18 protein-coding genes and 1 pseudogene are annotated in these 21,040 nt (G+C 73.9%); 7 read left to right on the top strand and 12 right to left on the bottom strand.

From position 1 onward, the window contains the following. Positions 1-88: 88 nt before the first annotated feature. The 3 genes from GCU56_RS17760 to GCU56_RS17750 all read right to left on the bottom strand — a co-directional run bounded on the left by GCU56_RS17760 (position 89) and on the right by GCU56_RS17750 (position 4,253). On the bottom strand, positions 89-1,882 hold the full coding sequence (locus GCU56_RS17760) for an acyl-CoA dehydrogenase C-terminal domain-containing protein (RefSeq protein ID WP_163483084.1): 1,794 nt from the start codon (positions 1,880-1,882) through the stop codon (positions 89-91). A gap of 107 nt (positions 1,883-1,989) precedes the next feature. Further along, entirely contained in the window at positions 1,990-3,756 is a 1,767-nt protein-coding gene (locus GCU56_RS17755; protein ID WP_163483083.1) for an MDR family MFS transporter, read from the bottom strand. Then, the gene (locus GCU56_RS17750) at positions 3,753-4,253 is read right to left on the bottom strand and encodes a MarR family winged helix-turn-helix transcriptional regulator (protein WP_345771914.1); all 501 of its coding nucleotides are present in this window, start codon (positions 4,251-4,253) and stop codon (positions 3,753-3,755) included. Before GCU56_RS17750 ends, GCU56_RS17755 begins: the two co-directional genes overlap by 4 nt. Before the next feature lie 196 nt (positions 4,254-4,449). Here GCU56_RS17750 and hrpA point away from each other — a divergent pair, with 196 nt between their 5' ends. Beyond that, positions 4,450-8,415 carry an ATP-dependent RNA helicase HrpA gene (hrpA, locus tag GCU56_RS17745; protein ID WP_163483082.1) on the top strand — a complete coding sequence of 1,322 codons (3,966 nt, stop codon included), beginning with the start codon at positions 4,450-4,452 and terminating at the stop codon, positions 8,413-8,415. A gap of 4 nt (positions 8,416-8,419) precedes the next feature. Here hrpA and GCU56_RS17740 read toward each other — a convergent pair whose 3' ends face one another. Further along, positions 8,420-8,800, bottom strand: coding sequence for a hypothetical protein (locus GCU56_RS17740; protein ID WP_345771913.1), 381 nt, complete (start codon positions 8,798-8,800; stop codon positions 8,420-8,422). 200 nt (positions 8,801-9,000) lie between these two features. Between GCU56_RS17740 and GCU56_RS23505 the strand changes: the two genes are divergently transcribed. From GCU56_RS23505 to GCU56_RS17725, 4 genes are all read left to right on the top strand, one after another. Continuing rightward, entirely contained in the window at positions 9,001-9,171 is a 171-nt protein-coding gene (locus GCU56_RS23505; RefSeq protein WP_204332354.1) for a hypothetical protein, read from the top strand. Positions 9,172-9,330: 159 nt separating this feature from the next. Next, entirely contained in the window at positions 9,331-11,613 is a 2,283-nt protein-coding gene (locus GCU56_RS17735; protein WP_163483081.1) for a xanthine dehydrogenase family protein molybdopterin-binding subunit, read from the top strand. Next, positions 11,613-12,116: a (2Fe-2S)-binding protein gene (locus GCU56_RS17730; RefSeq protein WP_163483080.1), complete on the top strand. Its 504-nt coding sequence runs from the start codon at positions 11,613-11,615 to the stop codon at positions 12,114-12,116. The genes GCU56_RS17735 and GCU56_RS17730 overlap by 1 nt, the downstream gene beginning before the upstream one ends. Then, the gene (locus GCU56_RS17725; protein ID WP_163483079.1) at positions 12,113-12,943 is read left to right on the top strand and encodes an FAD binding domain-containing protein; all 831 of its coding nucleotides are present in this window, start codon (positions 12,113-12,115) and stop codon (positions 12,941-12,943) included. The genes GCU56_RS17730 and GCU56_RS17725 overlap by 4 nt, the downstream gene beginning before the upstream one ends. A gap of 63 nt (positions 12,944-13,006) precedes the next feature. On the opposite strand, the gene GCU56_RS17720 is transcribed toward GCU56_RS17725, so the two are convergent. From GCU56_RS17720 to GCU56_RS25295, 7 genes are all read right to left on the bottom strand, one after another. Then, complete coding sequence (locus tag GCU56_RS17720) at positions 13,007-14,308, bottom strand: sulfate adenylyltransferase subunit 1 (RefSeq protein WP_163483078.1); 1,302 nt, start codon at positions 14,306-14,308, stop codon at positions 13,007-13,009. Beyond that, on the bottom strand, positions 14,308-15,216 hold the full coding sequence (gene cysD / locus GCU56_RS17715) for a sulfate adenylyltransferase subunit CysD (RefSeq protein ID WP_163483077.1): 909 nt from the start codon (positions 15,214-15,216) through the stop codon (positions 14,308-14,310). The genes GCU56_RS17720 and cysD overlap by 1 nt, the downstream gene beginning before the upstream one ends. 117 nt (positions 15,217-15,333) lie before the next feature. Continuing rightward, positions 15,334-16,071: an inositol monophosphatase family protein gene (locus GCU56_RS17710; protein ID WP_163483076.1), complete on the bottom strand. Its 738-nt coding sequence runs from the start codon at positions 16,069-16,071 to the stop codon at positions 15,334-15,336. A gap of 73 nt (positions 16,072-16,144) precedes the next feature. Next, on the bottom strand, positions 16,145-16,342 hold the full coding sequence (locus GCU56_RS17705; protein ID WP_163483075.1) for a hypothetical protein: 198 nt from the start codon (positions 16,340-16,342) through the stop codon (positions 16,145-16,147). Between the two features lie 127 nt (positions 16,343-16,469). Further along, positions 16,470-17,978, bottom strand: coding sequence for a sensor histidine kinase (locus tag GCU56_RS17700; RefSeq protein WP_345771912.1), 1,509 nt, complete (start codon positions 17,976-17,978; stop codon positions 16,470-16,472). A gap of 4 nt (positions 17,979-17,982) precedes the next feature. After that, positions 17,983-18,711 carry a response regulator gene (locus tag GCU56_RS17695; protein ID WP_163483074.1) on the bottom strand — a complete coding sequence of 243 codons (729 nt, stop codon included), beginning with the start codon at positions 18,709-18,711 and terminating at the stop codon, positions 17,983-17,985. A gap of 122 nt (positions 18,712-18,833) precedes the next feature. Further along, a complete protein-coding gene (locus GCU56_RS25295; RefSeq protein WP_163483073.1) occupies positions 18,834-19,610 on the bottom strand; it encodes an SIP domain-containing protein in 777 nt (258 codons plus the stop codon). 279 nt (positions 19,611-19,889) lie between these two features. Here GCU56_RS25295 and GCU56_RS17685 point away from each other — a divergent pair, with 279 nt between their 5' ends. Further along, positions 19,890-20,099 (top strand): DUF2945 domain-containing protein, encoded by a 210-nt coding sequence (locus GCU56_RS17685; protein ID WP_163483072.1) that lies wholly within the window; start codon positions 19,890-19,892, stop codon positions 20,097-20,099. Between the two features lie 25 nt (positions 20,100-20,124). Next, the gene (locus GCU56_RS25290) at positions 20,125-20,556 is read left to right on the top strand and encodes a DUF2795 domain-containing protein (RefSeq protein ID WP_163483071.1); all 432 of its coding nucleotides are present in this window, start codon (positions 20,125-20,127) and stop codon (positions 20,554-20,556) included. Positions 20,557-20,566: 10 nt separating this feature from the next. On the opposite strand, the pseudogene GCU56_RS17675 reads toward GCU56_RS25290, so the two are convergent. Continuing rightward, positions 20,567-21,040 (bottom strand): annotated as a pseudogene (locus GCU56_RS17675) (hypothetical protein); the annotation flags it as partial.

The raw sequence follows: 21,040 nt of genomic DNA, 5'->3' as shown, positions 1-21,040 counted from the left end.
GAGCTCGCGGGCTCGCGGCGGGACGCCGCACCGGGGCCACACAGGGCACCGCCCCGAGCCTGCGAGGGGTGGGAGGAGGGGTCCTCACTCAGAGCCAGCGTTCGGGGGTGTCCAGGACCGTGCGGTCCAGGGACTCGAGCAGGTCCAGCCGGGTGTGCACCGTGGGCAGTTCGTAGCGGTGGAAGTACCGGGCGGCCGCCCGCTTCCCCTCGTGGAAGTCGCTGGTCCGCCCGCCCGTGGCGAGCGCCTGCTCCAGCCACAGCCAGCCGACGACGACGTGGCCGGCGGCCTCCAGGTAGTACGTGGCGTTGGCCAGGGTGACCGCGGGGTCCCCGGCACCCCACAGCGTCGCCGTGACCGCGCCCAGCCGGGCCACCAGGGCGTCGAGGTCGGCGGCGTGGGCGGCCCACTCGGTACCCGCCGCCCGTGCCGTCGTGGCCGCGATCGTCTCGCCGAGCAGGACCAGCCCGGCGCCGCCCTGCATCACCACCTTGCGGCCGAGCAGGTCCAGCCCCTGGATGCCGGCGGTGCCCTCGTGGATCGGGTTGAGCCGGTTGTCCCGGTAGAACTGCTCGACGGCGTGGTCCCGGGTGTAGCCGTAGCCGCCGTGCACCTGGATGGCGAGGTCGTCGGCGACCAGGCCCCACTGCGACGGCCAGGACTTCGCGATCGGCGTCAGCACCTCGAGCAGCAGGCGGGCGCGGCCGCGGTCGTCGGTGCTCTCGGCGGTCTGCTCCTCGTCCACCAGCCGCGCGCAGTACAGCCCCAGCGCCAGCCCGCCCTCGACGTAGGACTTCGCGGCCAGCAGCATCCGGCGGACGTCGGTGTGCTCGACGATCCGCACCGGCGGCGTGGTGGGGTCCCGGTCGGTCGGCGGCCGGCCCTGCGTGCGGGTCCGCGCGTACTCCAGGGCGTGCAGGTAGCCGGTGTAGCCGAGCGCGGTCGCGCCCATGCCGACGCCGATCCGGGCCTCGTTCATCATGGTGAACATGTAGGTCAGGCCGCGGTGCTCCTCGCCGACGAGGAAGCCGACCGCGCCGGCCCGGCCGCCGGGGGTGTGCACGCCCTCACCGAAGTTGAGCAGGGTGTTCGTCGTCCCGCGGTACCCCATCTTGTGGTTGAGCCCGGCCAGGACGACGTCGTTGCGCTCGCCCAGCGAGCCGTCCCCGGCGGGTAGGACCTTGGGGACGACGAACAGCGAGATGCCCTTCACCCCGGGCGGACCGCCGGGCACCTTGGCCAGCACCAGGTGGACGATGTTCTCCGTCAGCTCGTGGTCACCGGCGGAGATCCACGTCTTGTTGCCGGTGAGCCGGTAGCTGCCGTCGTCCTGGCGCTCGGCGCGGGTGGTGATGTCCGCGAGGGAGGACCCCGCCTGCGGCTCGGACAGGGCCATCGTGCCGAACCAGCGGCCCTCGACCATCGGCCGGACGTACGTGGCCTTCTGCTCCTCCGACCCGTGGGCCAGCAGCAGTCGGGCGTTGGCCATCGTGAGGAACGGATAGGCCGCCGTGCCGACGTTGGCCGCCTTGAACCACGCGAAGACGGCCTGGCCCACCGTGTGCGGCAGCTGCATGCCGCCGTACTCCTCGTCGAACTCGCCGGCCATCAGGCCGGCGTCGGCGAACACCCGCAGCGCGTCGGCGACCTCGGGGACCAGCTGCACCCGCCCGTCGACCATGCGAGGCTCGTGCTCGTCGGCCGTCCGGTTGTGCGGCGCGAAGTGCTCCGTCGCGATCCGCTCGGCCAGGTCCAGCACCGCGTCGAAGGTCTCCCGCGAGTGCTCGGCGTAGCGCGGGCGCTCGACCAGGCCCTCGACGTCCAGCCACTCGTGGAGCAGGAACTCCAGGTCGCGGCGGGACAGGATGAGCGACGGCGGCACGGGGATCTCCAGGCAGGGTCGGTGCGGTCCCGCCACAGTAGGCCCGGGCGGACACGGCGAGGCCCCTCCCCGCGGGTGCGGGAAGGGGCCTCGGGGCGGCTCCGGGCTCAGCCGCGGGTGTCGGCGTCCCCGGGGCGGCCGACGGGCGGCGGCGTGGACGTCGGGGCGGCGGCGCCCACGGCCTGCTCCGCCTGAGCTGCCGCGTCCCGGTCCGGGTTCCCGGCGGTCTGCTCGGCCTCCTGACGGGCCTGGATGCCGGACTTGTCCGAGAGCGCCAGCTGCGGCAGGAACAGGAACACGAAGAACCCGATCGCCACGACGCACGCCGCGATGAGGAAGACCAGGTCGATCGAGTTCGAGAAGCCCGTCTTGAACGGCAGCGCGAGGAAGCCCGGCAGGTCCTGGATGAAGGACGTGTCCGACAGGTCGCCGACGCCCGCCAGCTGACCGCTCTGCAGTGCCTCGGCGACCCGCGGGTCGGAGGCGGCGGCCGTGTCGACCGCGTCGCCGATGTCCTGCGGCAGCCGGGTGAACAGCACGGAGAGGAACGCGGCGGTGCCGATCGTGCCGCCCATCTGCCGGAAGAACGTGACGGAGGAGGTGGCCACGCCGATCTCCCGCGGGGAGACGGCGTTCTGCACGGCGAGGATCACCGGCTGGAAGTTGAAGCCCAGGCCGAGGCCCAGCAGCACCATGAACGGCACCAGGGTCCAGATCGAGGCGTCGGCGTCGACGACGATGGACATCGCGACCAGCGCGACCGTCATCAACGCGATGCCGACGAGCGGGTACACCCGGTACTTGCCGGTCTTCGAGATGGCGATGCCCGACCCCATCGCGCCGACCATGATCCCGGCGACCAGCGGGATCAGCTGCAGCCCGGCGGCCGTCGCGCTGGAGCCGTGCACGATCTGCAGGTACTGCGGGAGGAGCAGCAGGCCGCCGAACATGCCGGCGCCCATCACCACGCTGCCGATCCCGCTGACGGTGAAGGTGCGGTTGCGGAACAGCCGGAGCGGCAGCAGCGCCTCGTCCCCGTAGGCCCGCTCGGCCGCGACGAACAGCAGGAAGCCGACGGCACCGATGGCGTAGCAGGCCAGCGAGCGGCCCGACGTCCAGCCCCAGATCCGGCCCTGCTCGGCGACGATGAGCAGGGGGACCAGGAAGGTGATCAGCGCCAGCGCGCCGGGCCAGTCGATGCGGTGGTCGCGGCGCTCGTGCGGTAGGTGCAGCACCCGGAAGACGGCCAGGAAGGCCAGCAGGCCGAGGGGCACGTTGATGAAGAAGATCCAGCGCCAGCCGTCGAGCGCCAGCAGCGAGGACTGGCCGGCGAAGAACCCGCCGATGACCGGGCCGAGCACGCTCGAGGTGCCGAAGACGGCCATGAAGTATCCCTGGTACCGGGAGCGCTCGCGCGGGGGCACGATGTCGCCGATGATCGCCAGCGCCATCGACATGAGACCGCCGGCGCCGATGCCCTGGACCGCCCGGAAGGCGGCCAGCTGGTACATCGAGTCGGCGAGGCCGCACAGCACCGAGCCGACGACGAAGACGGCGATCGCGAACAGGTAGAACGGCCGGCGACCGTAGATGTCCGACAGCTTCCCGTAGAGCGGGGTGGCGATCGTCGAGGTGATCAGGAACGCCGTGGTCGCCCACGCCTGCAGGTCGTAGCCCTGCAGGTCGTCGGCGATCGTGCGGATGGCGGTGGCCACGACGGTCTGGTCGAGGGCGGCCAGGAACATGGCGACCATCAGCCCGACCAGGATCGTGACGATCTGCCGGTGGCTGAAGGCGCCGTCCTCGCCGGGGGCGGCGGCTGCCGCTCGGGCGTCCCGCCGGTCCGCCGCACTGCTGCGGGTGCTGTGGCTCATGACTTCTCTCTCACGGAGGCGGGTGGTGCCGGGCTGGCCGGATCGCTGGGCAGGGTGGCGGTGAGGCCGTCGAGCAGACGGCCGAAGAGCGTGGTGAGGCTGGCGAGCTCGTCCGGTGTCCAGTCGGCGGTGACCCGGTCCAGGTGCGCCTCGCGGTCGGCCCGGGCCTGCTCGAGAGCGGCCCGTCCGGCATCGGTGACGACCAGCCGGCTGGCCCGGCCGTCGGTCTCGTCGGCGACCCGGAGCACCAGGCCCTGCTCGATCAGGGCGGCGACGTGCCGGCTGACCGTCGAGGGGTCGGCGTGCACCAGCTCGGCGAGGGCACCCTGGCGCAGTGGGCCCAGCCGCACGAGCGGGAAGAGCAGCACGTGCGCCGCACGGTCACGGTCCCCGGTGGACTGGCCGGCCTTGAGCGCGTGGACCAGCCGCATGAAGCGCGGCAGCTGCTCTCCGAGGGTGCGCAGTTCGCCGGCGCGGTCGGCAGGAGGCGGGGACACGGGCGCTCCGGGACTGGTGCGGACGAGAACATGTGCACCGTACAACCGGTTGCGCCCTACATGCACTTGGTTGCACCGTGCACACGAGTGAGGTCGGCCACCTCCGTCGTCCGACGGACGGTGGGATCCTGGACCGGTGCCCCGCCGACCGGGGTCCCCGTCCCCCCATCGTCCACCCGTGCTGGAGGAGTGCCCCGTGAGCGCCGCGCCCGACGACCTGCGTGCGCGGCTGGCGGGGCTCACCCTCGAGGACGCGCACCGGCTGGGCCGCCGCCTCGACGGCACCCGCCGCACCCGTGACCCCGAGGCGCGGTCGCGCCAGCAGGCCCGGATCGCCGCGGACGTCGCCGCCGCCGAGGAGCGGATCGCCCGCCGCCGCGCGGCCGTGCCGGCGGTCACCTATCCGCCCGAGCTGCCGGTCAGCGCCCGCCGCGAGGACATCGCCGCCGCCCTGCGCGACTCCCAGGTCGTCGTCGTCGCCGGCGAGACCGGCTCCGGCAAGACCACCCAGCTGCCCAAGATCGCGCTCGAGATCGGCCGCGGCGTCCACGGCCGGATCGGGCACACCCAGCCGCGCCGGATCGCCGCGCGCACCGTCGCCGAACGGATCGCCGAGGAGCTGGGCACCGAGCTCGGCTCGGGCGCCGTCGGGTGGAAGGTGCGCTTCACCGACCAGGTCTCCGACAGCACGCTGGTCAAGGTCATGACCGACGGCGTCCTGCTCGCCGAGATCGGCCGCGACCGGATGCTGCGCCAGTACGACACCCTGATCATCGACGAGGCGCACGAGCGCAGCCTCAACATCGACTTCCTGCTGGGCTACCTCGCCCAGCTGCTGCCGCGACGCCCCGACCTCAAACTGGTCATCACCTCGGCCACCATCGACGTCGAGCGGATCGCGAAGCACTTCAGCACGGACGGCGCCGAGGTGCCGGTCGTCGAGGTCAGCGGGCGCACCTACCCGGTCGAGGTCCGGTACCGGCCGGTCGTGGACCCCGACGATCCGGACGCCGATCCCGATCGCGACCAGGTGACCGCCATCGCCGACGCCGTCGACGAGCTGGTCGCCGAGGGTCCCGGGGACGTGCTGGTGTTCCTCGCCGGCGAGCGGGAGATCCGCGACACCGCCGACGTCCTCGGCGAGCGCTTCCCCGCCGTCGAGGTGGTGCCGCTCTACTCGCGGCTGTCGGCGGCCGACCAGCACAAGGTGTTCGCGCCGCACAGCGGACGGCGGGTCGTGCTGGCCACCAACGTGGCCGAGACCTCGCTGACCGTGCCCGGGATCCGCTACGTCATCGACCCCGGCACCGCGCGCATCTCCCGCTACAGCGCCCGGCTGAAGGTGCAGCGGCTGCCGATCGAGCCGGTCAGCCAGGCGTCGGCCCGCCAGCGGTCGGGCCGCTGCGGCCGGACCTCCGAGGGCATCGCCATCCGGCTGTACTCCGAGGACGACTTCGACAGCCGCCCCGAGTACACCGATCCGGAGATCCTGCGCACCAGCCTGGCGTCGGTGCTGCTGCAGATGGCCGCACTCGACCTGGGCGACGTCGCCGACTTCCCGTTCATCGACCCACCGGACCGCCGCGCCGTCGCCGACGGCCTCGCCCTGCTCGAGGAGCTCGGCGCCCTCGAGGGCTCGGCCGAGGCGCGGGTCGGCCGGCTCACCCCGACCGGCCGGGCGCTGGCCGCCCTCCCGCTGGACCCGCGGATGGCCCGCATGGTCGTCGAGGCCGACCGGCGCGGAGTGCTGGAGGAGGTGCTGGTCATCGCGGCCGGGCTGACCATCCAGGACCCGCGGGAGCGACCCACCGAGCACCAGCAGGCCGCCGACGAGCTGCACTCCCGGTTCGCCGACGAGCACTCCGACTTCGTCGCCCTGCTCAACCTCTGGCGGTACCTCTCCGAGCAGCAGGAGGCGCTCTCCGGCAGCCAGTTCCGCCGGACGATCAAGCGCGAGTTCCTCCACTACCTGCGCATCCGCGAGTGGCAGGACCTCTACGGCCAGCTGCGCAGCACCGCCCGCCGGCTCGGGATGTCGGTCGGCGAGCTCGCCGCCGAACCCGACGAGCGGGGCATCTCCACCGCCGTCCTGGCCGGGCTGCTCTCCCACGTGGGGCTGCAGCAGGAGCCGGCCACGGGCCGCGACGGCAAGCCCGGCCGGCCCAGCCGCGAGTACCTCGGCGCGCGCAACGCCCGGTTCGTCATCGCCCCGGGCACGCCGCTGGCGAAGAAGCCGCCGCGCTGGGTGGTCGCCGCCGAGCTGGTCGAGACCAGCCGGCTGTTCGCGCGCACGGTCGCCCGCATCGACCCCGAGGTGGTCGAGAAGCTGGCCGACCACCTGGTGAAGCGGCAGTACTCCGAGCCGCGCTGGGACGCCAAGCGGGGGTCGGTCGTGGCCACCGAGCGGGTCACCCTCTACGGCATCCCGCTGGTCGTCGGCCGCCGCGTGCAGTACGGGTCGATCGACCCGGTCGTCTCCCGTGAGCTGTTCATCCGGCACGCCCTCGTCCAGGGCGAGTGGACGACGCACCACCGGTTCTGGCAGGACAACCAGAAGGCGATCGAGCGGGTCGCCGAGCTCGAGGAACGGGCCCGCCGTCGCGACATCAGGGTGGACGACGAGACGCTGTTCGAGCTGTACGACGCCCGCATCCCCGCCGACGTCGTCTCCACCCGGCACTTCGACCGGTGGTGGAAGGCCGCGCGGCGGGAGACCCCCGAGCTGCTCACCCTCACCCCGGAGCTGCTCACCAACGCCGCAGCGGCCGGTCAGGTGCGGGCCGAGGACTTCCCCGACGAGGTGCCGCTGTCGCAGGGGCTGACCCTCCCGCTGTCGTACGCGTTCGCGCCCGGCACGCCGCAGGACGGCGTCACCGTCGAGGTCCCCCTCGCCGTCCTGGACGCCGTCGCCGAGCGCACGGCGGGCGAGACGCTGGCGTTCACCGTGCCGGGCCAGCGGGAGGAGCTGGTCACCGCGCTGCTGCGCACCCTGCCCAAGCAGCTGCGGCGGGCGCTGGTGCCGATCCCGGACCGGGTCCGCGAGGTGCTGCCGCGCATCGCGCCCACCGAGCCGCTGCTGCCGGCCCTGGAGCGCGAGCTGCGCCGCTCGGCGGCGGTCATCGTCCCGCCGGACGCCTGGACGCCCGCCCAGGTGCCCGACCACCTGCGGGCCACCTTCCGGGTCGTCGACGACCGGCACCGGCCGCTGGCCCTCGGCAAGGACCTGCAGGCCCTGCGCGCCCAGGTGGCACCGCAGAGCCGGGCGAGCCTGGCGGCCGCGGCGGCCGACGTCGAGCGCACCGGGCAGACCGCCTGGACCTTCGGCACCCTGCCGCGCACCGTGCAGGTCCGCCGGGGCGGGCACGTCGTGACCGCCCACCCGGCCCTGGTCGACGAGGGCGGGACCGTCGGCATCCGGGTCGTGGCCACCGAGGTCGAGGCCACCCGGCTGAGCTGGCGCGGCACGCGGCGGCTGCTGCTCCTGGTCGCCGGCTCCCCGTCCCGGCAGGTGGTCAAGGGGCTGTCCCCGCGCACCCGACTGGCGCTGCAGTTCAACCCGGACGGCGAGATCCCGGCGCTGGTCGACGACTGCGTCGACGCCGCCGCCGACGAGCTGGTCGCCGCCGCCGGCGGGCCCCCGCGCGACGAGGCGGCCTTCGCGGCGCTGGTGGCCACCGCCCGCGCGCAGCTGCTGCCCCTGACGACCGACACCGTCGGCCGGGTGGAGGCGGTGCTGACCCAGGCCCGCGAGGTGGCCGTGGCGATCGGCGCGGCACCGGGTCGCCGGGTGCCCGAGGCGGCGATCGCCGACCTGCGCCGCCAGATGGGCGGGCTGCTGCACCGGGGCTTCGTCGCCGCGGCCGGGCGACGCCGTCTCCCCGACCTCGTCCGGTACCTCCGGGCCATGGCCCACCGGCTGGAGAAGCTGCCGGCGAACGCCGCGCGCGACGAGCTGTGGACCGCCCAGGTCGCGGCGGTCGCCGCCGAGTACCAGCAGCTGCGCGCCCAGGTGCCCGCCACCGGATCGCCCGACGACCCGGTGACTCGCGTGCGCTGGATGCTCGAGGAGCTGCGGGTGGGCCTGTTCGCCCAGGTCGTCGGCACGCCACGGCCGGTGTCCGAGCAGCGGGTCTACAAGGCCATCGACGCCCTCGTCCCGTGAGGGGTCAGGCCACGCTCCGGGCCCGCTCGCGCAGCAGCGCGGAGATGCGCTGACGGGTGACGCCGTACAGCGCGGCGATCCGGTTGATGCTCACCTGCTCGGACTGCAGCGCGTGCGCCTGCTCGCGGCGCCACGCGCCCCCGGCGGTCGCCAGCGCCGCCATCACCGTGCTCACCTGCTCGACGACCAGTGGCCGGGACTCCGCGGTGACGATGTCCAGCCACGGGGTGCCGGTCCGGCGCCGCTCGAGCAGCTCCCGCCCGCGGCTCCGGGCGCGCTCGAGGTCGGCGATGCAGACGTCCAGGACCTCGAGCAGCTCGCCGAGCGCTCGAGCGGCCGGATCCTGCTCCTCGGCGGACTCCCGCGGGGCGAGGTCGATGGCCACGGTGTGCTCCAGGGTCAATATCGATGGTGGACGATCCTGTTGTCCACTATCGACCGGGCCCACCGGGCCCGCAAGGCGGGTGGCAGGGAACCGGCGTGTCGCGCAACGGTGGTTGCGCGGAGGAGTCGGCGACCGAGTTTGCCGCCGCCGGGTCCCGGGGAGGGGCGGGGGACCCGACCGACCGACCGAGGAGCGATGGCATGAGCGAGCCGACCGGGCACACCGAGAGCGCCGGCGAGGGGCTCTCCGACGAGGAGATGGTCCAGACCGTCGCCGAGCAGACCGACAGCGCCTCGGAGAACGCCGACGTGGCAGGCAAGGACTGGGACGGCGACCCGGCCGCCACCCCGGCCCCCGACGACCGCGGCTGACCCCCTGCGCGCGACGTCGTCCCCGCCCCCGGGAGACTGGGGGCGGACGACGTCCCGCGGCCCGCCCGGCCCTGTTTCCGCAGGACGGTAGGGGGTTGGCGGAGCGGCGCACGTGCATGGATAGTGACCGCGGTCTCTCGCCCGACGGAAAGTGAGCGCATGAGCATCCTCGGTACCCGCGTGGTCCGCACGGAGGACCCGCTGTTCCTCACGCGTGGTGCGACCTACACCGACGACCTGGTCGACGACCGGCTCACCGGTGCGCTGCACGCGACCTTCATCCGATCCCAGGTGGCCCACGGCCGCGTGCTCTCGGTCGACACCTCCGCCGCGCGCGAGGCGCCCGGCGTCGTCGCCGTGTACAGCGCCGAGGACTGCACCGACCTGGACCCGATCCCCGCCGGGCTGCCGATGGTGCCGGCGGCCATGTCCCGCCCGTGGTTCGCCTCGGAGACCGTCCGGTTCGTCGGCGACATCATCGCCGTCGTCCTCACCGAGGAGCGCTACCAGGGCGAGGACGCCGCCGAGATGGTGTCGGTCGACATCGACACGCTGCCCGCGGTGGTGACCACGGCCGACGCCCTGAAGGACGAGACGCTGCTCTTCCCCGAGGCCGGCACCAACGTGATGGCCGCCTTCGGAGAGCCCGAGCCCGCGGACTTCTTCGCCGGCTGCGAGGTCGTCGTCCGGCAGGCCGTGGTCAACCAGCGCGTCGCCCCGGTACCCCTGGAGACGCGGGCCGCAGCCGCGGCGTGGGGTGAGGACGGCCGGGTCACGATCTTCTGCTCCAACCAGGGTGCCCAGCAGGCCAAGGCCCAGATCGCCGGCTGGCTGGGGCTGGACCCGGCGCTGGTGCACCTGGTCACCCCCGACGTGGGCGGCGGGTTCGGCGCCAAGATCGGCGCGGACCCCGAGTTCGCCATGGTCGCCTGGCTCGCCCAGAAGGCCGGCCGCCCGGTGAAGTGGGTGGAGAACCGCTCGGAGAACCTGGTCGGGATGCTGCACGGCCGCGGCCAGGACCAGGTGGTCGCGATCGGCGGCAGCCGGGACGGCACGGTGGAGGCCTACAGCCTGCTCGTCGACCAGGACTGCGGCGCTTACCCGCGTTTCGGGCCGGTGCTGCCGACGCTGACCATGCTCATGGCCCCTGCCGTGTACGCCTTCCCCAAGGTGCACGCCCAGGCCCGGGCGCTGGCCACCAACACCACCTCGATCGGCGCCTACCGCGGCGCCGGGCGTCCCGAGGCGACGGCGGCGGTCGAGCGGGCGCTGGACCTGTTCGCCGCCGAGATCGGCATGGACCCCGCGGAGGTCCGCCGCAAGAACCTGCTGCCGGACTTCCACGAGCCGCACACCACGGCCATGGGCGCGGTCTACGACAGCGGTGAGTACGTGGCGGCCCTGGACAAGGTGCTGGACGCCGCCGGGTACCAGGAGCTCCGCGCCGAGCAGGCCCGCCGCCGGGAGAACGGCGACGTCAAGCAGCTGGGCATCGGCATGTCGGTCTACGTCGAGATCACCGGCGCCGACACCGGCCTCGGCGCCGGCGAGTCCGCCGAGATGGAGGTGCACCCCGACGGGACGGCGACCGTGCTCACCGGCACCTCGCCGCACGGCCAGGGCCACGCCACCGCCTGGGCGATGATCGCCAGCGAGCAGACCGGCATCCCGGTGGACAAGATCACCGTCATCCACGGCGACACCGACCGCATCCCGCGCGGTGGCGGCACCATGGGCTCGCGCAGCCTGCAGCAGGGCGGCGCCGCCGTCCACCAGGCCGCCACCGAGCTCGTGGAGCTCGCCAAGCAGCGGGCCGCGGAGCAGCTGGAGGCCGACCCCGCCGACCTGGAGATCGACCTCTCCTCGGCCGGGCTGAGCGTCCGGGGCACCCCGGGCGCCGGCATCACGCTGGCCCAGCTGGCCGAGAAGGAGCCGCTGCTGGTGCAGACCCGCTTCGAGGCGGGCGGCCCGACCTTCCCGTTCGGTGCGCACCTCGTCGTCGTCGAGGTCGACACCGAGTCGGGCAAGACCGAGGTGCAGCGGGTGGTGACCGTCGACGACGCCGGGACCATCGTCAACCCGCTGCTCGCCGAGGGGCAGCGGCACGGCGGGATCGCCCAGGGCGTCGCGCAGGCCCTGCTCGAGGAGGTGCTCTACGACGCCGACGGGAACCCGCAGACCTCGACGCTCGCGGACTACCCGTTCGTCTCGGCGACCGAGCTGCCCAGCTTCGAGCTGGTCGACATGGCCACGCCCACGCCCATGAACCCGCTGGGCGCCAAGGGCATCGGCGAGGCGGGCACCATCGGCTCCACCCCCGCGGTGCACAACGCCGTCATCGACGCCGTGGCGCACCTCGGCGTCCGGCACATCGACATGCCCACCACGCCGATGAAGGTGTGGCGGGCCATCCAGCAGGCTCAGCAGGAGGGCACCCACTGATGCAGGTCTCCATGACCGTCAACGGCCAGCAGCACAGCGACGAGGTGGAGCCCCGCCTGCTGCTGGCGCACTACCTGCGCGACGTCGTGGGGCTGAAGGCGACCAACATCGGCTGCGACACCACCTCCTGCGGGGCGTGCACGGTGATCGTCGACGGGCTGTCGGTGAAGTCGTGCACGCTGCTCGCGGCCCAGGCCGAGGGCGCCGAGGTGACGACCCTGGAGGGCCTCGCCGGTCCCGACGGCGAGCTGCACCCGATGCAGAAGGCCTTCCGCGAGGAGCACGGGCTGCAGTGCGGGTTCTGCACCCCCGGCATGGTCATGGCCGCCATCGGCGTCCTGGCCGACAACCCCGACCCGAGCGACCGCGAGGTGCGCGAGGGCCTCGAGGGCAACCTCTGCCGGTGCACCGGCTACCACAACATCGTCCGCGCGGTGCAGAGCGCGGCCAAGGCCGGCCCGGCCGCCGGTCAGGTTCCGCAGGGTCAGGAGGTCGCCCGATGATCCCCGGGCCGTTCGAGCTGGTCCGGGCCACGTCGGTCGAGGACGCGATCGCGGCGCTCGTCGAGCACGGGGACGACGCCAAGATCCTCGCCGGCGGGCACTCCCTGCTGCCGCTGATGAAGCTCCGGCTGGCCATGCCGGCCTACCTCGTGGACATCAGCGGCATCCCCGGGATGTCCTACGTGCGGGTGGACGGCGACGAGGTCGCGATCGGCGCCGGCACCCGGCACCACGAGCTGGAGAAGGACGCCGTCGCGGCGGCCGAGGTGCCGCTCCTGCCCTACACCGCCAGCCAGGTGGGTGACCCGCAGGTGCGGCACCGGGGCACCATCGGCGGCACGGTGGCGCACAGCGACCCGGCGTCGGACCTGCCCACCGCGCTGCTCGCGCTCGGCGGTGACGTCGTCGTCCAGGGGCCCGAGGGCCGCCGGACGATCCCGCTGACCGAGTTCTGGCTGGGCTTCTTCGAGACCGCCCTGGCCGAGGACGAGCTGATCGTGGAGATCCGCGTGCCGCGCACCGGGTCGGCCGGCTGGGCGTACGAGAAGTTCACCCGCCGGGCCAACGACTGGCCGATCGTCGCCGCCGCCGCGGTCGACGGCCGGGTGGCGCTGGCCAACATGGCCGGCTCGGTGGTGCGGGCGACCGCGACCGAGGAGGCGCTGGCCCGCGGGGCCTCCATCGCCGAGGCGGCCGCGCTGGCCGACGAGGGCACCAGCCCCGGGGCGGACATGCACGCCGACCAGGAGTACCGCCGTCACCTGGCCCGGCTGCTCACCCGCCGGGCGCTGGAGCGGGCGGCCGGGGCGGCGTCGGCCGCAGCCTGAGGAAGCACCCCCGCTGGGGGCCGCGACGCCGCCGGGACCGCGAGGCCCCGGCGGCGTCGTCGGTCAGCCGGCCGGGGTGAGCATCCCGGCGCCGACGGTCGCGTTCGTGGCCTCGTCGATCAGGATGAACCGGCCGGTCACCCGGTTCCGGGCGTAGTCGTCGACGAACAGCGGCTGGGTGGTGCGCAGCCGCACGCGACCGATGTCGTTGAGCCCGAGCTCGCCGGCGGTCAGGTCCCGGTGCAGCGAGTTGACGTCCAGCCGGTACTGGACGTCCTTCACCATGGCGCGGACGGTGCGCGTCGTGTGCTTCACCGTCAGGCGCTGCCGCGGGCGCAGCGGCTCCTCGGTCATCCAGGACACCATGGCGTCGAGGTCCTGCGCCGGGTGCGGGGCGTTGGCCGGCCGGCAGATCAGGTCGCCGCGGGAGACGTCGAGATCGTCGGTGAGCCGCACGGTGACCGCCATGGGCGCGAAGGCCTCGGCGACCGGACCGCGCGGACCGTCGATGGCGGCGATCGTCGTCGTCAGGCCGCTGGGCAGGACCTGCACCTCGTCACCGGGGCGCAGCACGCCACTGGCGACCGTCCCGGCGTACCCGCGGTAGTCGTGGAACGCGTCGGACTGCGGGCGGACGACGTACTGGACCGGGAACCGGACGTCCACCAGGTTGCGGTCGCTGGCCACGTGCACGTGCTCGAGGTGGTGCAGCAGGGAGGAGCCCTGGTACCAGGGGCTCCGGTCCGACCGGGTCACCACGTTGTCCCCGTGCAGGGCCGAGACCGGCACGACGGTCAGGTCCGGGATGTTCAGCTTCGTCGCGAACGCCGTGAACTCGTCCCGGATCCCCTCGTAGACGTCCTCCGACCAGTCGACGAGGTCCATCTTGTTGACGGCGACCACCAGGTGCGGCACCCGCAGCAGCGACGCGAGGAACGTGTGCCGGCGGCTCTGCTCGAGCATCCCCTTGCGGGCGTCGACCAGCACGATCGCCAGGTCGGCGGTCGAGGCGCCGGTGACCATGTTCCGCGTGTACTGCACGTGGCCGGGGGTGTCGGCCAGGATGAACGTGCGCCGCGGGGTGCTGAAGTAGCGGTAGGCGACGTCGATGGTGATGCCCTGCTCGCGCTCGGCGCGCAGCCCGTCGGTGAGCAGCGCGAGGTCGACGTAGTCGCCCTTGCTGGCGCGCTCGACCGCCTCGTACTGGTCCTCGTAGATCGCCTTGCTGTCGTAGAGCAGCCGGCCGATCAGCGTGCTCTTGCCGTCGTCCACCGACCCGGCGGTCGCGATGCGCAGGATGTCCTTGCGGGCCAGCGCGAGGTCGTGGGCGTGCTCGGCCTCGGGGGAGTGCAGGGGAACGGCCATCAGAAGTAGCCCTCCTTCTTCCGGTCCTCCATGGCGGCGTCGCTGACCTTGTCGTCGCCGCGGGTGGCGCCCCGCTCGGTCATGCGGGTCACCGCGATCTCGGCGATGACCTCCTCGACGGTGGTCGCCTCCGACAGCACGGCGGCGGTGAGGTTCGCGTCGCCGACGGTGCGGTAGCGGACGGTCTCCCGGCGCACCTGCTCGCCGTCCTTGGGGCGGATGAACTCGTTCACCGCGTAGAGCATCCCCTGGCGCTCGACGACCTCCCGCTCCTGCGCGAGGTAGAGCGCCGGGATCTCGATCTCCTCGCGGAGGACGTACTGCCAGATGTCGAGCTCGGTCCAGTTCGACAGCGGGAACACCCGGATCGACTCGCCGAGGTGGATCCGGCCGTTGTAGAGGTCCCAGAGCTCCGGGCGCTGGTTCTTCGGATCCCACTGGCCGAACTCGTCGCGGAAGGAGAACACCCGCTCCTTGGCGCGGGCCTTGTCCTCGTCGCGGCGGGCGCCACCGAACAGCGCGGTGAATCCGTGCTCCTCCACGGCGTCGAGCAGCACCGGCGTCTGGATGCGGTTGCGCGAGCCGTTCGGCTCCTCCTTGACCGTGCCGGCCGCGATCGCGTCGGGCACCGAGGCGACGATCAGCTGGACGCCGAGCTCGGCCACCCGCTTGTCCCGGAACTCCAGCACGTCGGGGAAGTTCAGGCCGGTGTCCACGTGCATGACCGGGAAGGGGATGCGGGCCGGCGCGAACGCCTTGCGGGCCAGCTCGAGCATCACGATGGAGTCCTTGCCGCCGGAGAACAGCAGGACCGGCCGCTCCAGCTCGGCGGCGACCTCGCGGATCACGTGGATGGACTCGGCCTCCAGCGTCTCCAGCTGGGAGAGCCGGTAGTCGGGTGTGGGCACGCGTTCGGCTCCGGACGTCGGGGACAGGACCTGAACCAGCACCAACCGCACCGGTTCCGGGAGGATTCCCCTCACAGTGTCCGGCATCGGACTTCCCGTGCGGCAGCGACCCCCGGCTCAGCCGGCCGGGCGGACCGCCGCCAGCAGCCGGCCGGCCAGCTCCGGGCGGCAGACCAGCAGGTCGGGCAACCAGGGGTCCGCGCCGTTGTAGCTCAGCGGCGTCCCGTCCAGCCGGACGGCGGTCAGGCCCGCGGCCCGGGCGACGGCGACCGGGGCCGCGGAGTCCCACTGGTACATGCCGCCCGCGTGCACGTAGGCGTCGACCTCCCCGCGGACCACGGCGGTCACCTTGAAGCCGGCCGAGCCCAGCGGCACCAGATCGGCGTCGAGCGCAGCAGCGGCCGCACCCGCCTGGTCCGGCGGACGGGTGCGGCTGACCGCGATCCGCAGGCGCCCGCCGCCGGCAGCCGGCACGGCCGGAGCGGGGTCGGTGACGAGGACCTCGTCCAGCGCGGGCAGGGCCACGGCCGCGGCAGCCAGGTCGCCGTCGGCCCACAGGGCGACGTGCACCGCCCAGTCCGGGCGGCCCGGCTCGCCGTACTCCCGGGTGCCGTCCAGCGGGTCGACGATCCACACCCGCGCGGCGTCCAGCCGGCGCCGGTCGTCGGCCGCCTCCTCGCTGAAGACGACGTCCGCCGGGCGGGCGGCCCCCAGCACCCCGGTGATGGCAGCCTGCGCCGCGGCGTCCCCGGCGTCGCCCAGCGCCCGGCCGCTCGACCGCCCCTCGGCACGCAGCTGCAGCAGCGCCGCCGCCGCCGCGCGGGCCGCGGCGGCGGCGACCTCGACGTCGCTCATCGGTCCTCCTCGCGGACGATGGTCGGGCCGGCGCCCGACGGTGCTGTGGACGTACGTGACCTCGCGAGCCCGGTCACGGCTGCCCCGAGAGCGCGGTGGCGATGGCGCTGCCCACGCTGCTGACCGGGTCGTGGACCCGGCGGGAGACCAGCGGGTCGTCGAGCACCGAGAGCTGGGTGTGCGGACGCTGGACCCGGGTCAGCCGCGCGACGGCGGAGCGGGCCTCGGCGGCCACGGCCCGCAGCGCGCCGGCGGGGACGGTGGTGAGCACCGACGCGTCGACGGAACTGCCGGAGCGCGAGGCCCAGCTCGGTCACCGCTGCCATGAGGTCGGTGTCCGGGGGCTGCCCCTGCACGTCGGAGTCCACCGCCGGACGGTAACGAGCCGCTCGGCCGGCTCAGACCCCGACCCCGTCGCCGGACGGGGGGACGAGCGGGCCGGACCGTGGCAGGCGCACGGTGAACGCGGCTCCGCGACCCGGCGCGGTGTCCAGCTGCACGCTGCCGCCGTGCGCCTCGACCAGCGACGCGACGATCGCCAGGCCGAGGCCGGTGCCGACGCCCGTGCGGGAGGGATCGGCCCGGTAGAAGCGCTCGAAGACCCGGCCGGCGTCCTCCGGGGTCATCCCGGGGCCCTCGTCGGCGACGCGGAGCACCACCACGCCGCCGTCGTCGTCGTCGCCGGTCGCCTCCCCGGTGCCCGGCTCGTCCGACAGGGTCACGGTGACGGGCACGTCGGGGGGCGTGTGCACCAGGGCGTTGGTCAGCAGGTTGCCGACCACCTGGCGCAGCCGCGCCTCGTCGCCGAGGACGACCGGCACCTCGCTCAGGGCCTCGTCCACGTGCAGCGCGATCGGCCGCTGGGGCTGGACGGCGCAGGCGTCGTGCACGGCGTCCCCGGCGACCTCGGCCAGGTCGACCGGGGTGATGGTCAGGGGCCGCTGCTGGTCCATGCGGGCCAGTTGCAGGAGGTCCTCCACGAGCACGCCCATGCGGGCACCCTCGGCCTCGATGCGCTGCAGCAGCCGTCCGGTCTCCTCCGGGGTGCCCACCGCGCCCTGGCGGTAGAGCTCGGCGAAGCCGCGGATCGAGGTCAACGGGGTGCGCAGCTCGTGGCTGGCGTCGGCGATGAACCGCCGCATCCGGCTCTCCGAGGCGCGGGCCTGCTCCTCGGAGGCCTGCTGGGCCCGGAACGCCCGCTCGATGCGGGACAGCATCCCGTTGAGCGCCGTCGACAGCCGGCCGACCTCGGTGCGCTCGTCCCCGGTGGGCACCCGCTGGGACAGATCGCCGGCGGCGATGGCCCGGGCGGTGCGCTCGACCTCCGAGAGCGGCCGCAGGCTGTTGCTGACCAGCACGTAGCCGGCCCCACCGAGGAGCGCGAGCACGATCAGCCCGACGATGGCCTCGATCGCGACGAGTCGGCCGATGACTCGCTCGTCGCGCGCCAGGTCGGTGCCGACCACCACGGTGTAGCCGCTGCGGGTCACGCCACTGACCATGCGCCAGGCGTGACCGTCGGCAGACCGCAGCGTCACGGCGTGCCCGTCGCCCTCGAGCAGCTCGTCGGCGCCCTTCCCGGTCAGCCGGGGCATCTCCCCGCCGGGGCCCGGCGGGACGTAGACGACCGTCGCCTCGGCCGCGCCGGGGGCGCGGCAGGCCGCGTAGTACGTGTTCGGGTAGGGCTCGCCCACGCCGCTGTCGCAGGCCTCCCGGAAACCGGGGATCCGGACGACCTCCGCGAGGGCCGCCCGCAGCTGGTCGTCCTGCTGCTCCTCCAGGTAGCCGTGCAGCAGCCTGCTGGCGGCGACGCCGGTGACGGTCAGTGCCAGCGCCACCAGTCCCACGACGAGCGCCACCAGGGTCACCCGCAGCGGGAAGCGGGACAGCCGCCCCTGTCCGCTCACGCGCTCACGTGCCGCGGGGGAGCCGCAACGTGTAGCCCACGCCCCGGATGGTGTGCAGCAGCCGCGGCTCGGTCGTGTCGACCTTGCGGCGGAGGTAGGAGATGTAGGACTCCACGACGTTGGCCTCGCCGTTGAAGTCGTAGTTCCAGACGTGGTCGAGGATCTGCGCCTTGGACAGCACCCGCCCGGCGTTGGCCATCAGGTAGCGCAGCAGTTTGAACTCCGTCGGCGACAGCCCGACCACCGTGCCGGCCTTGATGACCTCGTGCGACTCCTCGTCGAGCTCGATGTCGGCGAAGGACAGCCGGGGTGCCTCGGCGGCGCGCTGCGGCCCGGTGCTCCGGCGCAGCACCGCCCGGATGCGGGCCAGCACCTCGTCGAGGCTGAACGGCTTGGTGACGTAGTCGTCGCCGCCCAGGGTGAGGCCGGAGACCTTGTCCTCCGCGGCGTCGCGCGCGGTGAGGAACAGCACCGGGGTGTGCCGGCCGCTCTCCCGCAGTCGCCGCACCACACCGAAGCCGTCCAGGCCCGGCATCATCACGTCGAGGACGAGCAGGTCCGGCCGGAAGGACGCTGCCATCGCCAGCGCCTGCTGCCCGTCGGCGGCCGTGGCCACCTCGAACCCGGCGTAGCGGAGGCTCGCGGAGAGCAGCTCCCGGATGTTGGGTTCGTCGTCGACCACCAGGAGGCGGGCCTCGGGCGCCGATCCCCCCGCAGTGCGGGAGCCGGACACGCGACCTCCTGTCGGACGTGCAGCCGTCGTCATGCCACGAGCGTGCGGCGCGGGACTGGGCCGGGCCTGGAGGCTACCTGTGAGGTCCCTGGACGAGCGGCCGACCGGACGCGCCGTCGCCGTCAGCCGGCGGGGGACATGGCGCGCCCTCGGCGCCAGTAGCCGATCGCGTGGTGCTGGGCCCGCCCGAGACCCCAGCGACCCCGGAGGTCGGCCCGGATGGCGCGCACCGCCCCGGACTCCGCGGCGACCCAGGCGAAGACGTCGTCCCCCGGCGGCCGGTCCAGAGCGGCGACGGCGTCGGCGAGCAGCGTGCCCTCCCCGGGAGGGGTGCCGTCGCGGTGCAGCCAGCGCACCTCGACGCCCGCCGGCGCCGGCACGGGCTGGCGTTCCGCGGCGCCGGCCACCTCGACCAGCGCCACCCCCGCGGTGGAGGGAGCGGCCTCCGCGAGGATCCGGCTGATCGCCGGCAGCGCGGTCTCGTCCCCCGCGAGCAGCAGCCATCGGGCGGGACGCTCACCGAGCGGACCGCCGCCGGCGACCCCGACCGTCGTCCCGGGACCCGCCGCGCCGGCCCATGCCGCGGCCGGCCCGTCCCCGTGCAGCACGAAGTCGATCTCCACCTCGCCGCGGTCGGGATCCTGCCGGCGGGCGGTGTAGCTGCGCAGGCTCACCCCGTGCGACCCGGTCGGCCACACGATCCGCCCGTCCCGGGCCACCGCAGGCCACTGCGGGGCCGGGTCGCCCACGCGGGGGACGAGCAGCGAGATGGTGGGCCCCGCCGCCCTGGCCGCGGCCGGCGTCCCCGACAGCAGGACGCGGCGCACCGACGGGGTGACGTCGGTGACCGACACGACGGTGAGGACGTCGACCGGGCGGGTGGCGTCGGGAGCAGTCACGGTCCGGTCAGCCTAGAACGGGGCCGACCCGGCCGACCCCGGGGGAATGGGGTCGACCGGGCCGGCGATCGAGGGACGGGCCACGTCACCGTGGGTGATCGGGATATCCGCCTCCATCAGGCGTGATGTCCCGGTAGCTCCCGTCGACGTGAACGCTACGTGACCGCGAGGCCTGTGCCAGTGCCCGCACGGGTGATCCGGGGGTCCGAACGGGTGATGTGTGTCGCGGGCGCCGCGCGGGCAGGGGCGGGGGACGACGGCGCGGGACGGGAGCGGTAGATGGCGGACGAGTTCAGCAAGGGTGACGAGGTCACCTGGAGCAGCCACGGCCAGGAGGTCGAGGGCACCGTCAAGCGGAAGATCACCAAGGAGACGGAGGCGTCCGGGCGGAAGGTCAAGGCCAGCAAGGACGAGCCGCAGTACGAGGTCGAGAGCGACAAGACCGGCAAGACGGCGGTGCACAAGCCCGGCGCCCTGCACGAGAAGTGACGAACGGACCAGGAGGAGGGCGACAGTGAGCGAGACCGGAGACCAGTTCGCCGGCACATCGGCACGCAGCACCAAGCACAGTCCCCGGGTGGACGAGGAACTCGAGCACGAGATCCAGGGGATGCTCAAGGGCGACCACGCCACCCGCGCCCACGAGTGGCGCGAGGTCGAGCCGGTCGCCGAGGGCGAGCCGGACCTGACGGCCGACCCGGCGGGAACGCTGGTCGGTGGCACGCCCGTGGGCATGGACGCCGACGCGGTCGTCGCCCGCGCCGAACTGGCCCGCTGGCTGGTCCGCGCGGACTTCCCCAACACCGGACCCGACCTGGTCGAGGCGGCGCGGGACCACCGTGCCCCCGACGCCGTCGTCGCGGAGCTGGAGCGGCTGCCCGAGGGGGAGACCTACGAGCGGATCGGCGACGTCGTCCGCGCCCTGGGCTACCCGACGGAGACCTGAGCGGCGGCGGTCAGGAGCCGGTGCGCTCCGGCTCCTGACCGTCGAGGGACGGGTCGCCGTCGGACTCCCGCTGCTCGTTCTCGGCGATCTCCTCGGCCCCGCGCCGACGGAACAGCCGGGAGCCGGGGAACCCCTTCACCACCTGACGCAGGTCCTGCATGGTGTCGAGGAGGTCGTGCACGTCGGCGCCCACGTTGCCCAACGACCCCAGGACCGGCAGCACGTCCTCGTCGAGGTGGGTCATCAGCTGGGGCAGCCGGTCGATGAACGTGATCATCGCGTCGACCTCGGCCGGGTCGAGGGACGCCGCGAGCCGGCGCACCGCCGGCGCCAGGGCCAGGAGCGGCCCCTCGTAGGTCTCCACCAACGGCGCGGTCCGGCCGAGGACGCCCTCCGCCGCGGCCACCGCGCCGTCCGACCGCGCGATGGTGCTCTCGGCCGCGGTGATGGCGCCGTCCGACCGCGCGATGGTGCTCTCGGCCGC

This window comes from Geodermatophilus sabuli, from assembly GCF_010686765.1.
Classification (GTDB): Bacteria; Actinomycetota; Actinomycetes; order Mycobacteriales; family Geodermatophilaceae; genus Geodermatophilus; species Geodermatophilus sabuli_A.
The sequence above is the reverse complement of the archived record's forward strand: the minus strand, read 5'-3'. Positions and strand labels throughout refer to the sequence as shown.

Excerpts from the sequence above, each read along its gene's own strand:
- GCU56_RS17755 (WP_163483083.1), bottom strand. The coding sequence starts at position 3,756 with ATGAGCCACAGCACCCGCAGCAGTGCGGCGGACCGGCGGGACGCCCGA.
- GCU56_RS23505 (WP_204332354.1), top strand. The coding sequence starts at position 9,001 with ATGAGCGAGCCGACCGGGCACACCGAGAGCGCCGGCGAGGGGCTCTCC.
- GCU56_RS17735 (WP_163483081.1), top strand. The coding sequence starts at position 9,331 with ATGAGCATCCTCGGTACCCGCGTGGTCCGCACGGAGGACCCGCTGTTC.
- GCU56_RS17730 (WP_163483080.1), top strand. The coding sequence starts at position 11,613 with ATGCAGGTCTCCATGACCGTCAACGGCCAGCAGCACAGCGACGAGGTG.
- GCU56_RS17725 (WP_163483079.1), top strand. The coding sequence starts at position 12,113 with ATGATCCCCGGGCCGTTCGAGCTGGTCCGGGCCACGTCGGTCGAGGAC.
- GCU56_RS17720 (WP_163483078.1), bottom strand. The coding sequence starts at position 14,308 with ATGGCCGTTCCCCTGCACTCCCCCGAGGCCGAGCACGCCCACGACCTC.
- GCU56_RS17710 (WP_163483076.1), bottom strand. The coding sequence starts at position 16,071 with ATGAGCGACGTCGAGGTCGCCGCCGCCGCGGCCCGCGCGGCGGCGGCG.
- GCU56_RS17685 (WP_163483072.1), top strand. The coding sequence starts at position 19,890 with ATGGCGGACGAGTTCAGCAAGGGTGACGAGGTCACCTGGAGCAGCCAC.